General features: G+C 66.2%; 15 protein-coding genes and 1 pseudogene. 5 read left to right on the top strand and 11 right to left on the bottom strand.

All coding sequences use genetic code 11. The annotated features are described in order from the left end of the window. Nucleotides 1-109: 109 nt before the first annotated feature. The gene (locus S2M10_RS02905; protein ID WP_064310145.1) at nt 110-841 is read right to left on the bottom strand and encodes a class I SAM-dependent methyltransferase; all 732 of its coding nucleotides are present in this window, start codon (nt 839-841) and stop codon (nt 110-112) included. 89 nt (nt 842-930) lie between these two features. Here S2M10_RS02905 and mutM point away from each other — a divergent pair, with 89 nt between their 5' ends. The 4 genes from mutM (at nt 931) to S2M10_RS02885 (ending at nt 4407) form a co-directional block, all read left to right on the top strand. Further along, on the top strand, nt 931-1740 hold the full coding sequence (mutM, locus tag S2M10_RS02900) for a bifunctional DNA-formamidopyrimidine glycosylase/DNA-(apurinic or apyrimidinic site) lyase (RefSeq protein WP_168844765.1): 810 nt from the start codon (nt 931-933) through the stop codon (nt 1738-1740). Nucleotides 1741-1836: 96 nt separating this feature from the next. Continuing rightward, entirely contained in the window at nt 1837-2100 is a 264-nt protein-coding gene (gene rpsT, locus S2M10_RS02895; RefSeq protein WP_019368621.1) for a 30S ribosomal protein S20, read from the top strand. A gap of 436 nt (nt 2101-2536) precedes the next feature. Next, entirely contained in the window at nt 2537-3922 is a 1386-nt protein-coding gene (gene dnaA / locus S2M10_RS02890; protein ID WP_168844764.1) for a chromosomal replication initiator protein DnaA, read from the top strand. Next, entirely contained in the window at nt 3922-4407 is a 486-nt protein-coding gene (locus S2M10_RS02885) for an N-acetyltransferase (RefSeq protein ID WP_168844763.1), read from the top strand. The genes dnaA and S2M10_RS02885 overlap by 1 nt, the downstream gene beginning before the upstream one ends. Here the strand turns inward: S2M10_RS02885 and S2M10_RS02880 are convergent. Next, entirely contained in the window at nt 4356-5225 is an 870-nt protein-coding gene (locus S2M10_RS02880) for a hypothetical protein (protein ID WP_168844762.1), read from the bottom strand. The genes S2M10_RS02885 and S2M10_RS02880 overlap by 52 nt on opposite strands. Before the next feature lie 188 nt (nt 5226-5413). Between S2M10_RS02880 and S2M10_RS02875 the strand changes: the two are divergent. After that, nucleotides 5414-5907 (top strand): annotated as a pseudogene (locus tag S2M10_RS02875) (nucleoside deaminase). A gap of 6 nt (nt 5908-5913) precedes the next feature. Here the strand turns inward: S2M10_RS02875 and S2M10_RS02870 are convergent. The 9 genes from S2M10_RS02870 to flgC all read right to left on the bottom strand — a co-directional run bounded on the left by S2M10_RS02870 (nt 5914) and on the right by flgC (nt 13070). Next, nucleotides 5914-6231, bottom strand: coding sequence for a DUF3325 family protein (locus S2M10_RS02870; protein WP_168844761.1), 318 nt, complete (start codon nt 6229-6231; stop codon nt 5914-5916). Beyond that, nucleotides 6228-7721, bottom strand: coding sequence for a PepSY-associated TM helix domain-containing protein (locus tag S2M10_RS02865; protein ID WP_348770522.1), 1494 nt, complete (start codon nt 7719-7721; stop codon nt 6228-6230). The genes S2M10_RS02870 and S2M10_RS02865 overlap by 4 nt, the downstream gene beginning before the upstream one ends. Beyond that, nucleotides 7718-8017 (bottom strand): ketohydroxyglutarate aldolase, encoded by a 300-nt coding sequence (locus S2M10_RS02860; protein ID WP_168844760.1) that lies wholly within the window; start codon nt 8015-8017, stop codon nt 7718-7720. The genes S2M10_RS02865 and S2M10_RS02860 overlap by 4 nt, the downstream gene beginning before the upstream one ends. Before the next feature lie 8 nt (nt 8018-8025). After that, nucleotides 8026-10116, bottom strand: coding sequence for a TonB-dependent siderophore receptor (locus S2M10_RS02855; protein ID WP_168844759.1), 2091 nt, complete (start codon nt 10114-10116; stop codon nt 8026-8028). A 101-nt stretch (nt 10117-10217) separates the two neighbouring features. Continuing rightward, the gene (gene flhB, locus S2M10_RS02850) at nt 10218-11291 is read right to left on the bottom strand and encodes a flagellar biosynthesis protein FlhB (RefSeq protein WP_168844758.1); all 1074 of its coding nucleotides are present in this window, start codon (nt 11289-11291) and stop codon (nt 10218-10220) included. Next, complete coding sequence (gene fliR / locus S2M10_RS02845) at nt 11291-12049, bottom strand: flagellar biosynthetic protein FliR (RefSeq protein WP_168844757.1); 759 nt, start codon at nt 12047-12049, stop codon at nt 11291-11293. The genes flhB and fliR overlap by 1 nt, the downstream gene beginning before the upstream one ends. Beyond that, entirely contained in the window at nt 12046-12309 is a 264-nt protein-coding gene (locus tag S2M10_RS02840) for a flagellar biosynthetic protein FliQ (RefSeq protein WP_168844756.1), read from the bottom strand. Before S2M10_RS02840 ends, fliR begins: the two co-directional genes overlap by 4 nt. A gap of 17 nt (nt 12310-12326) precedes the next feature. Continuing rightward, on the bottom strand, nt 12327-12650 hold the full coding sequence (locus S2M10_RS02835) for a flagellar hook-basal body complex protein FliE (RefSeq protein WP_168844755.1): 324 nt from the start codon (nt 12648-12650) through the stop codon (nt 12327-12329). Between the two features lie 12 nt (nt 12651-12662). Continuing rightward, nucleotides 12663-13070, bottom strand: coding sequence for a flagellar basal body rod protein FlgC (gene flgC / locus S2M10_RS02830; protein ID WP_066722507.1), 408 nt, complete (start codon nt 13068-13070; stop codon nt 12663-12665). Nucleotides 13071-13123 lie beyond the last annotated feature (53 nt).

Below are 13123 nucleotides of genomic sequence, written 5' to 3'. Positions count from 1 at the left end.
GAGGAGGGGATGGGGGTGGAGGGATTCCAGAACGTCTGTTGGTCTCGGTGAGACACTGCCCCACCCCAAACCCCTCCCCTGAAGGGGAGGGGCTTCCGTGCGCGCACCATCAAATCTTCCAGCCGCTGTGGATCGCGACGAGCCCGCCGAGCAGCGGCTCCACCTTGGTCTGCCGGAAGCCGGCCTCGGCGATCATCCGTTCGAAGCTCGGCATGTCGGGGAAGCGGCGGATCGATTCGATCAGGTAGCGATAGCTGTCCTCGTCCTGCGCGAGCAGCTTGCCGAGCTTGGGCACCAGCTTGTGCGAATAGGCGTCGTAGATCTCGGCGAAGCCCGGCCACTGGGTGGTCGAGAATTCGAGCACGAAGAAACGGCCGCCGCGCTTGAGCACGCGGTGCGCCTCGCGAAGCGCCTTGGGGATGTCGGTCACGTTGCGGATGCCGAACGCGATCGTATAGGCATCGAAGAAGCGATCGGGGAATTGCAGCGTCTCGGCATTGGCCTCGGTCCATACCAGCCCGTCGATGCCGCGCTGGGCGGCGCGCTCGACGCCGACGCTCAACATTTCCGGGTTGATGTCGGCCACCGTGATCGCCGCGCCGCTCTCCGCCATGCGGAAGGCGATGTCGCCGGTGCCGCCGGCCATGTCGAGGATATGCTCGCCGGCGCGCGGCTTGACCCGGCGGACGAAGCGGTCCTTCCACAGCCGGTGCATGCCGCCCGACATGGCGTCGTTCATCAGGTCGTATTTGCTGGCGACATTCGAGAACACCTCGCCGACGCGGCGGGTCTTGTCCTCGGGGGCGACGTCTTCGTAACCGAAGGAGACGGTATCGGGCATGGGGGTGCCTTAGCCGCACGGGACGGCCAAACCAAGAGGGCTGAGGGGCAGGTGACATTCCGCCCTGCACTTCCTAGCTGTAACGCCAGATGCCCGAGCTTCCCGAAGTAGAAACCACCGTTCGCGGTCTGGCCCCCGTGCTGGAGGGGCAGCGGATCGAGCGTGTGCTGCTGAATCGCGCGGACCTGCGCCGCCCGTTCCCGGCGGATCTCGGCCAGCGGCTGACCGGCGCGACGGTGACGGGGCTTTCCCGCCGCGCAAAATACGGCCTGATCGATACGGACCGCGACGATACACTGGTCTTCCACCTCGGCATGTCGGGTCGCTGGCGGATCGATCCGGCAGAGCTGGGCAAACATGATCATGTCGTGATCGAGACCGAACGGCATCGGCTGGCGCTCAACGACCCCCGGCGATTCGGTTCGATGGATCTCGTGCCCACTGCCGATCTGGCGAACTGGCCCGCGTTCAAGGCGCTGGGCCCGGAACCGCTTGGGCCGGATTTCACGACGATGCATCTGGTGGAGGCGTTCCGCGACCGAATCGCACCCGTGAAGGCGCTGCTGCTGGACCAGCGAATCGTGGCGGGCCTCGGCAATATCTATGTGTGCGAGGCGCTGTTCCTTTCCGGCATCGCCCCGACCAAGCCTGCGGGTTCCATCGGGCGGGCCAAGCTGGAAAAGCTGGTCGCGGCGGTGCGCGAAGTGTTGGAGGCGGCAATCCGCGCCGGCGGCTCCACCTTGCGCGATTATGCACGGCCCGATGGCAAGCTTGGCTATTTCGCGAAGGAGTGGCGGGTCTATGGGCGGGAAGGGGAGCCGTGCAGTTGCGGCCGCCCTGTACAGCGCCGCGTGGATTCGGGGCGTTCCACCTTTTATTGTGGCAAATGCCAGCGCTGAAAGGATTGACCCGAATCGCTGTAGCCGGTAAGGGCCGCGTCTTCCGGCGTGGGCTCGCTTCCGCGCCTCACCCATTTCGAGCAGGAACAAGACCGAATGGCGAATACGCCGCAAGCGAAGAAGCGCATCCGTCGTAACGAGCGTCGGGCTGAAATCAACGGTGCCCGTGTCGGCCGCATCCGCACCTTCGTGAAGAAGGTGGAAGCTGCCCTGACCGCCGGCGACAAGGCCGCTGCCGCCGAGGCGCTCGCCGCTGCGCAGCCGGAAATCGCCCGTGGCGTCGCCAAGGGCGTGCTCCACAAGAATACGGCTGCCCGCAAGTTCTCGCGCCTCAACAAGCGCCTGCAGGCACTCGCCTAATACTGTCACTGAACGGTAATCAAAAGCCCTGCCGGACTCGTCCGGCGGGGCTTTTTGCGCATGTGCGCTGCAACAAATGGTTAACAAACCCCTCTCCGAAGCGAATCGCGCAAATCCACGAGTCGTGTCGATTCGACTGGGCCCGCATCGGTCTTTACCTTGTTAAATAGCTGAAATAACGCGACATTCGGAAGTGCCCCACGGATTTCCTAGGGGTTCGGCCTGTCAACAAAACTATTTCAGAAAGTTTACATGGCAGGCCCTTGCTCGACTCAGTTCGAGCTTCCTACAACGGACCTCCCGGCCACGTTGCTGGTCGGGGCAACGAGTTCATCGCGCGTCTCCGGGGGCATGACCGGCTGCGATGGGCCTCATGATCGATATTGGTTTTGGAGCGCGGGAATCGTCGATTCCCGCGAAGGAAGGGTGCGTCACAGTGACTCAGGTTCAACCGCTGGAACGTGAGGAAGGCCGCGACGTCGCCAAGGCTTGGGCGCATGTGCGCACCAACCTGCGCCGCTCGGCCGGCCAGCGGCTGTTCGACCAGTGGCTGAAGCCCGTAGTGCTGATCGACGGTAGTGATTCGCATGCCGTCCGCCTGGGCCTGCCGTCCCCGTTCCTCACCCAATGGGTGAAGAATCACTATGCCGAGCGCCTGCTGCTCGAATTCCGCGCGGTGCTGCCGAACGTGCGCAGCGTCACGCTGGAGACGCTGCAGGATGCCGAACAGCGCGTGCTGCGCGCCGAGCCTGCCGCCGCAGCCGCGCCGCGCAAGGAAGCGCTGGCGGCGCCGGCGGAGCGCCCCTCCTTCGACCCGCGCTTCACTTTCGATCGCTTCGTGGTGAGCACGACGAATCGCGTCGCCTTCAACGCCGCGCGCACCGTTGCGCAGCCGGGCGTGCCGATGTTCAGCCCGCTCTATCTCCATGCCGGCACCGGCCAGGGCAAGACGCACCTGATGCACGCGATCGGCCACGCCTTCCTGGAGGCAAATCCGGGCGCGACGGCGATCTACTCGACCGGCGAGCGCTTCATGTTCGAGTTCGTCCAGGCGCTGCGCAACAAGGATACGCTGGCGTTCAAGACGCGGTTGCGCTCGGTCGATCTGCTGATGATCGACGATCTTCAGTTCATCGGCGGCAAGGACGCGACCCAGGAAGAATTCTTCCATACGGTCAACGAGTTCATGAGTGCCGGCAAGCGGCTGGTGATCGCCGCCGACCGTGCGCCCCAGGCGCTGGAAGGCTTCGAACCGCGCCTCGTCGGCCGTCTCGGCGCCGGGTTGGTGGCGGACATCAAGCCGGCCGAGCTCGATCTGCGGCGTGCAATCGTCGCGCGGAAGCTGAAGGACATGCCGGCGGTGGATATGCCCGCCGAGGTGGCGGATCTGCTCGCGGCACGAATCACCACCAATGTCCGCGAACTGGAAGGCGCGCTGAACCGCCTGGTCGCCTATGCGAGCCTGTCGAACGAAGCGATCACCATCGACTTCGCGACGAGCGTGCTCGGCGAGGTGCTGCGCACCAGCCAGCGGCGCATCACGATCGACGAGATTCAGCGCGCCGTCTCGACGCATTTCGAAGTCAAGCAGCTCGACCTGATCTCGGCCCGCCGCGCGGTGGCGATCGCGCGCCCGCGCCAGATCGCGATGTATCTGGCGAAGCGCCTGACAACGCGGTCGTTGCCGGAGATTGGTCGCAAGTTCGGCAATCGCGACCATTCGACGGTGATCCATGCGGTCAAGCGCATCGAGGATCTGCGCAGCAAGGACGTCGAAATCGACGGCGCCGTCCGCGCGCTGATGCGCACGCTGGAGGGGTGATGCCGCTGGTTCGCCCCGCCGCGCCGGACGATGGCGCGGCGATCTGGGCGATTCTGGAGCCGGTGATCCGCGCGGGTGAAACCTATGCGCTCGACCGCGACTTGCCGCGTGCTGCGGCGCTCGCCTATTGGATGGGACCGGACCGCGCGAGCTTCGTTGCCGAGGCGGGTGGGGCGGTGCTCGGCACCTATTATCTTCGCGCAAACCAGGCCGGCGGCGGCGCGCATGTCGCCAATTGCGGCTTTGCGACGCATCCGGAAGCTCGCGGCCGGGGCATCGCGCGGGCAATGGCGGAACACAGCTTTGCCGAGGCGAAGGCGCGCGGCTTTCGCGCGATGCAGTTCAATTTCGTGGTGAGCAGCAACGCGCCCGCCGTGCAGCTTTGGCACGCGCTAGGGTTCGAGACGGTGGGGCGGGTGCCCGAGGCGTTTGATCATCCCGCGCTGGGCCCGGTCGATGCGTTGATCCTGTACCGGGGGCTCTGAGCCGCCTCCGGTGTCGTCCCTTCGGGAAAGGGCGGATCGGCGAAGAAGGCGCTGGTTCCCGCAGCGATCGTTTCCTCCGGCAGCGCGTGGATGATCGCGAGTTCGAACAGCCTTCGGGCGAAGCGCACCCGGTAGCCGACATAGGCGGCGAAGCATAACATGCCGGTCACCAGCGCCAGCAGCGCAAGAAACCAGGGCGCTATTGCTTGAAGCGGTGCGAAGGCTTCGCCCAGCCGTGCCGGATTGGCGAACGATCGGCCCAGCGCCTCCCAGCGAACCGATGCGCCGATCGAGAACAGCGCGGCGGCGGCGGACACCACCACCAGCGAGCGAAACTGCTTCTGCAAGCCTTCGATCCGATCCAGTTCGGCCGTGGCTACCGGGCAGTTCAGCCGCATGAAGTTCCACCAGAAGGCGCGCGGGGTCCAGGGTAGCTGGTGCCCGGAAGCGCCGGCGAGCGGATTGATCCGGCAGGCCAGCGCGGAGGCCAGGCGCTCGATCTCGCCCAGCTTGTCGATCTGCTCGGCCAGTTCTCTGGGGCACCAGATGGTGTGCGTCTTCGCCAGTCGCCGCCGGATGAAATGGTCGACATGGCGGTCGAGCATGCCCGCCAGACCGGCGAGTACCGAACCTGCCGTTAACGCGGCCGCCAGAAAGACGAGTACCAGCAGCGTGGGATCGGGATCGCCGCCATTGATGCGGATCGGCTCGGACAGCAACGAAAGCACCGATGCCGGGAACAGGATGAGGAACACGATTCCGGGCACGAGGAGCGAGAGGAAGTCGCGGACTCCCAGGAAAAGGTCTTGCGGTTTCATGGCAGCTGCTCCCGGCCTCGGTTCTGGCACTGTACGAAACAAGACCCGCCGCACGCGACAATCAGGAGGTATCAGCTAGTGCCGGCGCTGTCATGAGACGGGCTTCATGCCGCAACGGGTGCCTTCCCCTTGGGCCATGGCGGCGGTTCCGGCGCTGGCGCGTTGTGCCTGCGCTTGGGAGATTGTGGATGACGCGCGAAGACGACGAACACTGGATGCGAATGGCGATCGAGGTCGCGCGGTCGAAGGGATCGGATCCGTCCACTTCGCCGCTGGGCTGCGTCATCGTGCTCGACGGCGAGGTGCTCGCCGCCGAGCGCAACCAGACGCACGAATTGCCCGATGCGACCGCGCATGCCGAAATGATGGCAATCCGCCGCGCCTGCGAAGGCACCGGCGAACTGGAGCTGCGCGGGCGACGCTCTACTCGACGCTGCAGCCGTGCGGAATGTGCACCATGGCCTCGATCTGGTCCAAGGTTGGCCGCGTCGTCTACGGCGCCGGTCGCGATGACGTGCATGCGATGTATTTCGAGGCGAAGCATGTCGATACGCTCGGCTTCATCGGCGATGCCTATCGCGACGACATCGTCATCGAAGGCGGTTGCCTGGCCGCCGAATGCGCAACGCTCTATTATCCGCCGGATGCCGATCTGCCCGTGGAGGAACAGGCGAACCTGTAGTCGCGATTAGCCGAGCAGCCCCAGGGCCAGCGCCACCAGTCCCGCCGCTGCCGCACCGCGCGCGATTCGCGGATCATAGCTGAGCCCCAGCAGCACGAGCGCTGCGGCCAGCGGCAACAGGCCGAACCAGGTGACCAGCCCGCGCGGCCAGTCCGGTGCGGCAAGCGTAGCCGCGAAAGCGCCGAGGAGCAGGGCCCAGCCCGCCGCTTGCAATCGTCGTGGCGGGAAGCGGGTTTGCCAGCTGCCCAGCAGCGCCGGCGCATGCCGCGGCATCGCGGACGCAAGCGCGAAGAAGCCGAGCAGGGTGAGGCCGGCGGCGATCATGCCGGTTGCGTCCGCACGCGCGACCGCGGGGCAAAGGCCGGGCGACACCATTGCCGCCAGGCAAGCCGGCCGGTGCCCAGGGCGGCGGCAAGCAGGGTGAGGCTCATCCCCGTCTGAACCGCATCGCCGTACGCGCCGCCGGGGAGCGCGGCAGCTGCGCAACCCAGCGCAAGCAGTGTCAGCAGCAGCGGCCAGCTTCGCTTCGGCGCGAGCGTCGCCGCCAGCAGGACCGCAGCACCGGCGCTCCACAAGGCGACGGAAACCTCTGTCTCGGCGCGGCCCGCCAGGCCCAATGGCAGCAGCCGGTTGGCAAGCAGGAACGCGACGCAACCGATCGGTACGCCCGCCAGCACGCCGGCATTGAGCCGCTCGACGACGCGGTTGCCCAGGCCGAGCGGCGCGCGCTCGCGGCGCTTGACCACCCACAGCACCATCCCGCTTGCCACCGCCAGGGTCAGCATCGCGCCGCACAGGAAATAGAGCCAGCGCGTTGCCAGTGGCGCAAAGCGGGCGAGGTGGAGGCCGTACGCTACCCCATAGGTCTGTAGCGCCGGACGCTTCTCGGTGGCGTCGGCGAGCACGCGGCCGCTGGTGCCGTCGAAGCTGACCGCGCCCGCCGCATAGGCGATCTGGCTGGCATCGTCGCGGAACATCGTCACCACGGCGGCGGCATCGCCCGGATGCGCGATCGTCACGCGGCCGACCGGCCGTCCGCCAAAGCGCCGCTCGGCTTCGCGCAGCATCGGGGCGAGCGGGGCAAGGACGGCGGGCCTGCCGGCGACGGGCCGGTCGATCTGGCCCGGCTGCATCGCCTGAAACATCGCCGCCATGTCGTTTCCGTAATTGGCGTTGATCGCCCAGGGCATGTTGAGCGAGGCCAGCGTCACCAGCCCGGTGAAGCTGATCATGAGGTGGAAGGGAAGGGCGAGCACGCCCAGCGCATTGTGCCCGTCCAGCCAGGAGCGCTGGCCCTTGGCAGGGCGGAAGGTGAAGAAATCCTTGAAGATGCGGCGATGGGCGATGATGCCGGTGATCAGCCCGAGCAGCAGCACCATTGCTCCGAGCGAGGCGAGCAGCCGTCCCCAGGGATAGGGCAATTGCAGCTCGAAATGGAGGCGGTAGAAGAATTCGCCGCCAAGCGTCTCGCGCGGAGCGGGCGCACCGGAGACCGGATCCAGCGCGCGATAGACGAAGCCGGTGCCGGGATCATAGGTCGCCTCGACCGTGTTCATCCGGTCGTTGGGCAGCGTCAGGTACCAGCCGAACGAGTTGGGCGCATTCCTCGAAAGCCATGCGCCCGCCGCCGTCAGCGCGGCGGCCCGATCGGTGGTGGCGACGGTCTCGGGGCGCATCCAGCGGCCGATCTCGGGCTTGAACACGCTGAGCGTACCGCCCAGGCACATCACGAACAGCACCCAGCCGAGCAGCAGCCCGGTCCAGCCGTGCAGCCACGCCATTACCTGGCGGGCGCCGTCGCGCACGGTGCTCACGAGGTCGGCATCCCGGCGGCCCAGGCCACGGCCGCAAGCAGGGCGGCAGCGGCGAGGATGCCGCCCAGCGCCCGCAGCGGGCCGGACGCGAGAAACGCCCATATCGCTGCCACGGGAGCCACGACGAAGGCGAGCATTGTCGCCGCGACGACGGCATCGAGCCGGGGCAAGGGCAGGGTGCGCGCCGCCGCCGCGGCGAAGCACGCCGCGACCAGATAGGCGCCGAGGCTGCCGGCCACCGCGCGCACCGCGATGTTCGCCCGGTAGCGCCAGCCGCGGCGGAGATGCGCGCGCACTTCCTGCCTCAATAGCTGAAGCTGATGCTGCCCAGCACGCTGCGCGGCGGGGCATAATAAGCCTGGCCCCACATGATGCTGCCCAGATAGCTGCTGTCGGTGACGTTGCGCACGTTGATTGCGGCGCGGACATGGTCGACCAGGCGGATGCTCGCCATCAGGTCCAGCACGGCATAGTCTTTCTGGGTGACGGTGAGATCGGGGCTGCGGATGGTGTTCTGCCAGCGCAGCTGGGCGCCTATCTTGAGGTCGCGCAGCTCGGGCACGGTGTAGGTCGTGGCGAGCTTGAGGCTCTTGGTCGGGATGAACACGCGCGCGGCCCTGCCGGCATCGTCCTCGATCTCGAGGCCCGTATAGCCGCCGCTGATCGTCCAGTTCTCGGTCACCTTGCCGGCCAGTTCGATCTCGAAGCCGCGCGAGGTGGTGTCGAGGCCGCTATAATAGCTGGTGTTCTCCTGGCCCGGCTCCCCGGGGCCGAAAACGCCTGCAGCCGTCGCGAGGTTCTTCTGCTTGGCGCGGAACAGCGACGCGGTGGCATAGAGCCGGCCGCCGAACCATTCGGTTTTCAGGCCGCCCTCGATGCTGGTGCCGGTCACCGGATCGAGCCGGCGGCCGGTTCGGTCCACTTCGATCTGCGGATTGAAGATATCGGTATAGCTTGCATAGAACGAGATGTTCTTGGTCAGGTCATAGGTCAGCCCGGCATAGGGGCTGAACCGGCTGTTCTTGCGATATTGGTCCGCGCCATAGGAGATGCCGCTTGCCTTAAGCCAGGTCGCGCTGCCGCCGACCACCGCCTTCAGCCGATCGGTGACGTTGAGGTGCGCGGCGCCATAGGCGCGGGTAACGTCGGTGCGGCTGTCGGCCTGGAGCGTAATGGGGCCGGTGCCCGGATCGGCGACGATCGCGCTTGAGAGGTTCGGCACCGCCGGATAGGCGACATAGCTGTTGCCACTGCCCGCCCATTGGCGGTTGTCGAGCCGGCCGGTCGAGATGCCGAACGCCAGCTGGTGCTGACGGCCGAACAGGCTGAGCGGACCGGAGGCGGTGACATCGCCGAGATACTGGTCGGTCTCGGAGGGATAGGCGCCCACCTGACCGGAGATGCCGAGGCCCGTCGCCTTGTCCGGCGCGCCGAAAGCGTAGAGCAGCCGCGCCTGCTGCTTGTTGTTGATGTAGGTGAACACGCCCTTGGCCTGCCAGCCCTGGCCCAGATCATAGGCGAGTTCGCCGAACGCGCGCTGGTCGGTGGTATCCCAGAAGGTCCAGGGCGCCGAGGTGGTCGCCGAGCGCGCATAGGGGATGCGGCTGCCGTCCTTGTAGGTCAGCGGGAGCGCCCCCCACAGCACGCCGTCCGCATCGTTTTCCTGGCGGCTGTAGCCGATCGTGGCGGTCAGCTGCGGCGTCACCTTCCAGTCGGCGATCAGGCCATACACGTTGCGGTTGACATGGTTGTAATCGAGGTAGCTGTCGCGCTCCTCATGCGCATAGATCCCGCGCACGGCCACGCTATCGGTGAGCGGCACCGAGACATCGGCCTCGCCGCGCCAGCGGTTCCACGAGCCGGCCTGCACGCTGGCGCGGGCCTGCAGCGTGTCGGTCGGGCGCTTGCGGACATAGTTGATCGTGGCAGAGGGATTACCGACGCCGGTCATGAGCGCATTGGCGCCGCGGATCGCCTCCACGCGCTCGAACAGCGCGGTGTCGAGATCGCCATATTGAATGCCGTAAGGCATGGGCAGGCCGATGCCGTCGACCTGGAAGTTGGTGATGTCGAAGCCGCGCGAGTTGTAATAGGTCCGGTCGCTTTCCACGCGCTCGACATTGATGCCGACGGTCTGGTCGAGCAGGTCGTTGACGTTGGTGAGCTGGAAATCCTGGATCCGCGCCTGATCGATGATCGTGATCGACTGCGGCGTCTCGCGCGGCGTGAGGGTCAGCCCGGTGGCGCTGCGCGAAGGCTGGGTGGCGACCCCCGTCACGACGATCTGGCTCTGCTGATCATTGCCATCGGCGGTACCGTCAGGTCCGGCAAAGGCGGTGCCGGGTAGCGCCAGCAGCGCGGAGGTGAGCAGGGCGGTACGCAGCGACAGAGGCATGATCCAGCTTTTCCCTTTGGGTCTCGTTGTATGGGCGAGCCTTTAGGGATGATAGATGTTGCGAGTCAATCGCATTATCACATTGTGCTGCGGAAGCTGTCTCAGCGTAGCCCGCGGGCGATGCGCAGCACGTAGCTGATCACCTCCGCCACGGCGGCATAATGTTCGACCGGGATCGGCTGGTCGAGCTCGGCGCTGGCATACAGGGCACGGGCGAGGGGCCGGTTTTCGACGAGCGGGATCTTGTGCTCGGTGGCGATCTCGCGGATCTTGAGCGCGATCGTGTCGACGCCCTTGGCCACCACCACCGGCGCGCCCATGCTGCCATGATCATACTGCAGCGCGATGGCGTAGTGCGTGGGGTTGGTGATGACCACGCTGGCCTTGGGAACATTGGCCATCATCCGGCTGCGCGAGCGCTGCATCTGCATGCTGCGGATCTTGGCCTTGATCTTGGGGTCGCCTTCGCTCTGCTTGTATTCGTCCTTCACTTCCTGAAGGCTCATCCGCATGCGCTTCATGAAGGAGCGGCGCTGCCAGACGAAGTCGAACAGCGCGAGTGCGCCGACCAGCGTCGCGATCGGGCGGAGCATGGCGTGGACGATGTCGCTTGCGGCAGCGCCGGTATCGACCAGGTCGGCGCCGACCAGCCGGTCGATCGTCGCGGCATGCGGCCAGGCGATGGCGGCGGCGATGCCGCCGACCAGGCAAAGCTTGGCGAAGGTCTTGAGGAACTCCACCATTGCCTGCTTGCCGAACATCCGCTTGGCCCCGGTCATCGGGTTGAGCTTGTTCCACTTCGGCTTGACCCGCGACCAGCTGATCATCGGCCGCCCCTGCAGCACGCCGCCGAGGATCGCGAAGCCGAACAACGCCGCGAGGATCGGCGCCAGCGCGGTTCCGACCGCGCCGAACAGCCCGGTGGCGAAACTCTGCGCGCCGTCCGGCTCCATCCGGAAATCGTCGGCGCCGCCCCACAGGCGGACGAACAGGTTGCCGAACTGCTGGATCGTGTAGGTGCCGAGGCCGCCCATTACCACCAGTGCCGCGACGAACATCGCGGCATGGCGCATTTCCGGCGCCATTGGCACGTCGCCGCGTTTTCGCGCGTCTTCGAGCTTCTTGTCGGTAGGTTCCTGGGTCTTGTCGTCCGAATCGTCGCCGCCGCCAGCCATCACCAGCCCTTTTGCAGCACGTCACCCATGGTCTGGGTGAAGAAGGTGAGCATGGTACCCAGCGTGGTGATCATCAGTGCGATGCCGAGCAGCAGGTTGAGCGGCTGGGCGATGAAGAAGACCTGGATCGCCGGCGCGACGCGCGCGGCGAGGCCGAGCGCCACGTTGAAGACGATGCCGTAGACGAGGAACGGCGCCGCGAGGCTGATGCCCAGCGTCATCGATCGGCCGATCGCCTCGATCGCCAGCTCGGCGAAGTCGTGCATCGGCGGCATGCCGCCGATCGGGAAAGTCTGGTAGCTGTGGACGATCGCGCCGAGCCATAGATGGTGAACCTGCATTCCCATGCAGACCAGCGCGGCGACAAGGCCGACCAGTTTCGACAGGATCGGCGCCTGGCCCGACTGCGAGGGATCGAAGATCACCGCCGAGGACAGGCCGATCTGGAGACTCATCAACGAACCTGCCATCGAGATCGCGAAGAAAAGAATCTTGACGATCATTCCCATGGCCAGCCCGGTGATCAGTTCGGTCACCAGGATCGCGGGAAGCACGGCGCCGGCCTGCACGGCCGCGCGGGCCGGCTCGCCGATCAGGCCGTACAAGGCGAAGGACATGGCGAAGGCGATGAACAGGCGGATGCGGCCGGGGATTGCGTCTTCCCCGAATACGGGGAGCAGCATCAGCACCGCCCCGACCCGCGCGAAGACGATGAAGAAGGCCGAAGCCTGCAGCGCGAGATCGGGGGGAACGATCATCCGTGGATGATCATGTCGCTGATCTTGGCCATGAACTGGCCAAGCGCCTGCCCGATGGTGGGCAGCATGAGCAGGAACACCAGCCCCATCGCGACCAGCTTGGGCACGAAGGTGAGGGTGGTTTCCTGAATCTGGGTAAGGGCCTGGAGCAGGCCGACGAACACGCCGACAATCAGCGACGTCAGCAGCAGCGGCCCGACAACGGTAAGGATCAGCAGCAGCGCGGATTCGGTGAGGCTGATCAGCTGTGCGGGCGTCATGTCGCGGCGTGCCCTCGTCAGATCTGCATGCGCATGATGTCGGTATAGGCGCCGACGACGCGGTCGCGCACGGCGACCATGGTGTCGAGCGCGGTCTCGGCAGCGCCGATCGCGGTGACGACGTCGATCAGGTCGCCCTTGCCGGCGACCTGCTTGGCCGAGGCGGCCTCTGCGGTGCGCAGCTTGTCGGCGGTGCCGCCGACCAGATTCTCGACCATCGCGCCGAAGCCCGAGGGCTGATCGCTGCCGATTTCACCGCCGCCCGCAGCCTTGCTGAGCGTGTTGCCGAGCGAGGCGACCTTTCCATAGGCCTTGGTGGCGTCCAATGCTCCGATAGACATGGCGCTGGTTCCTTACTTGAGCAGATCGATGGTGCGCATCGTCAGGCTCTTGGCCGCTTCGATGGCGTTGAGATTGGCTTCGTAGCTGCGCTGCGCCGCCTTCATGTCGGCGCTTTCGATCAGGCCGTTGACGTTGGGACGCATGACATAGCCCTGCGCGTCCGCCGCAGGATGGCCCGGCTGATAGACCTTCACGAAATCCGACTGGTCGTTCTGGATCGACTTCACCTTGACGCCGGTGGCGCCGCTGGCGCGGTCTACCGCCGCCTGGAAGCTGATCACCTTGCGGCGATACGGATTGCCGCCCGGCGTGTCCGCGACCGAATCCTGGTTCGCGAGATTTTCCGCGATCGTGCGCATCCGCAGCGATTGCGCGCGCAGGCCCGAGGCGGAAACGCCCAGCGAAGCATCCAAATCCATTGTTGATCCTCCACGAGCCCTGAAAGCGGCTCACGCCCTCATTGTAGGCAAAT

Origin of the sequence: Sphingomonas sp. S2M10, assembly GCF_012650175.1 — a bacterium.
Lineage (GTDB): Bacteria > Pseudomonadota > Alphaproteobacteria > Sphingomonadales > Sphingomonadaceae > Sphingomonas.
Note: the sequence above shows the minus strand (reverse complement) of the source record. Positions and strands in the feature narration are given on the sequence as shown.

Excerpts from the sequence above, each read along its gene's own strand:
- S2M10_RS02905 (WP_064310145.1), bottom strand. The coding sequence starts at position 841 with ATGCCCGATACCGTCTCCTTCGGTTACGAAGACGTCGCCCCCGAGGAC.
- mutM (WP_168844765.1), top strand. The coding sequence starts at position 931 with ATGCCCGAGCTTCCCGAAGTAGAAACCACCGTTCGCGGTCTGGCCCCC.
- rpsT (WP_019368621.1), top strand. The coding sequence starts at position 1,837 with ATGGCGAATACGCCGCAAGCGAAGAAGCGCATCCGTCGTAACGAGCGT.
- S2M10_RS02885 (WP_168844763.1), top strand. The coding sequence starts at position 3,922 with ATGCCGCTGGTTCGCCCCGCCGCGCCGGACGATGGCGCGGCGATCTGG.
- S2M10_RS02880 (WP_168844762.1), bottom strand. The coding sequence starts at position 5,225 with ATGAAACCGCAAGACCTTTTCCTGGGAGTCCGCGACTTCCTCTCGCTC.
- S2M10_RS02870 (WP_168844761.1), bottom strand. The coding sequence starts at position 6,231 with ATGATCGCCGCCGGCCTCACCCTGCTCGGCTTCTTCGCGCTTGCGTCC.
- S2M10_RS02855 (WP_168844759.1), bottom strand. The coding sequence starts at position 10,116 with ATGCCTCTGTCGCTGCGTACCGCCCTGCTCACCTCCGCGCTGCTGGCG.
- flhB (WP_168844758.1), bottom strand. The coding sequence starts at position 11,291 with ATGGCTGGCGGCGGCGACGATTCGGACGACAAGACCCAGGAACCTACC.
- fliR (WP_168844757.1), bottom strand. The coding sequence starts at position 12,049 with ATGATCGTTCCCCCCGATCTCGCGCTGCAGGCTTCGGCCTTCTTCATC.
- S2M10_RS02840 (WP_168844756.1), bottom strand. The coding sequence starts at position 12,309 with ATGACGCCCGCACAGCTGATCAGCCTCACCGAATCCGCGCTGCTGCTG.
- S2M10_RS02835 (WP_168844755.1), bottom strand. The coding sequence starts at position 12,650 with ATGTCTATCGGAGCATTGGACGCCACCAAGGCCTATGGAAAGGTCGCC.
- flgC (WP_066722507.1), bottom strand. The coding sequence starts at position 13,070 with ATGGATTTGGATGCTTCGCTGGGCGTTTCCGCCTCGGGCCTGCGCGCG.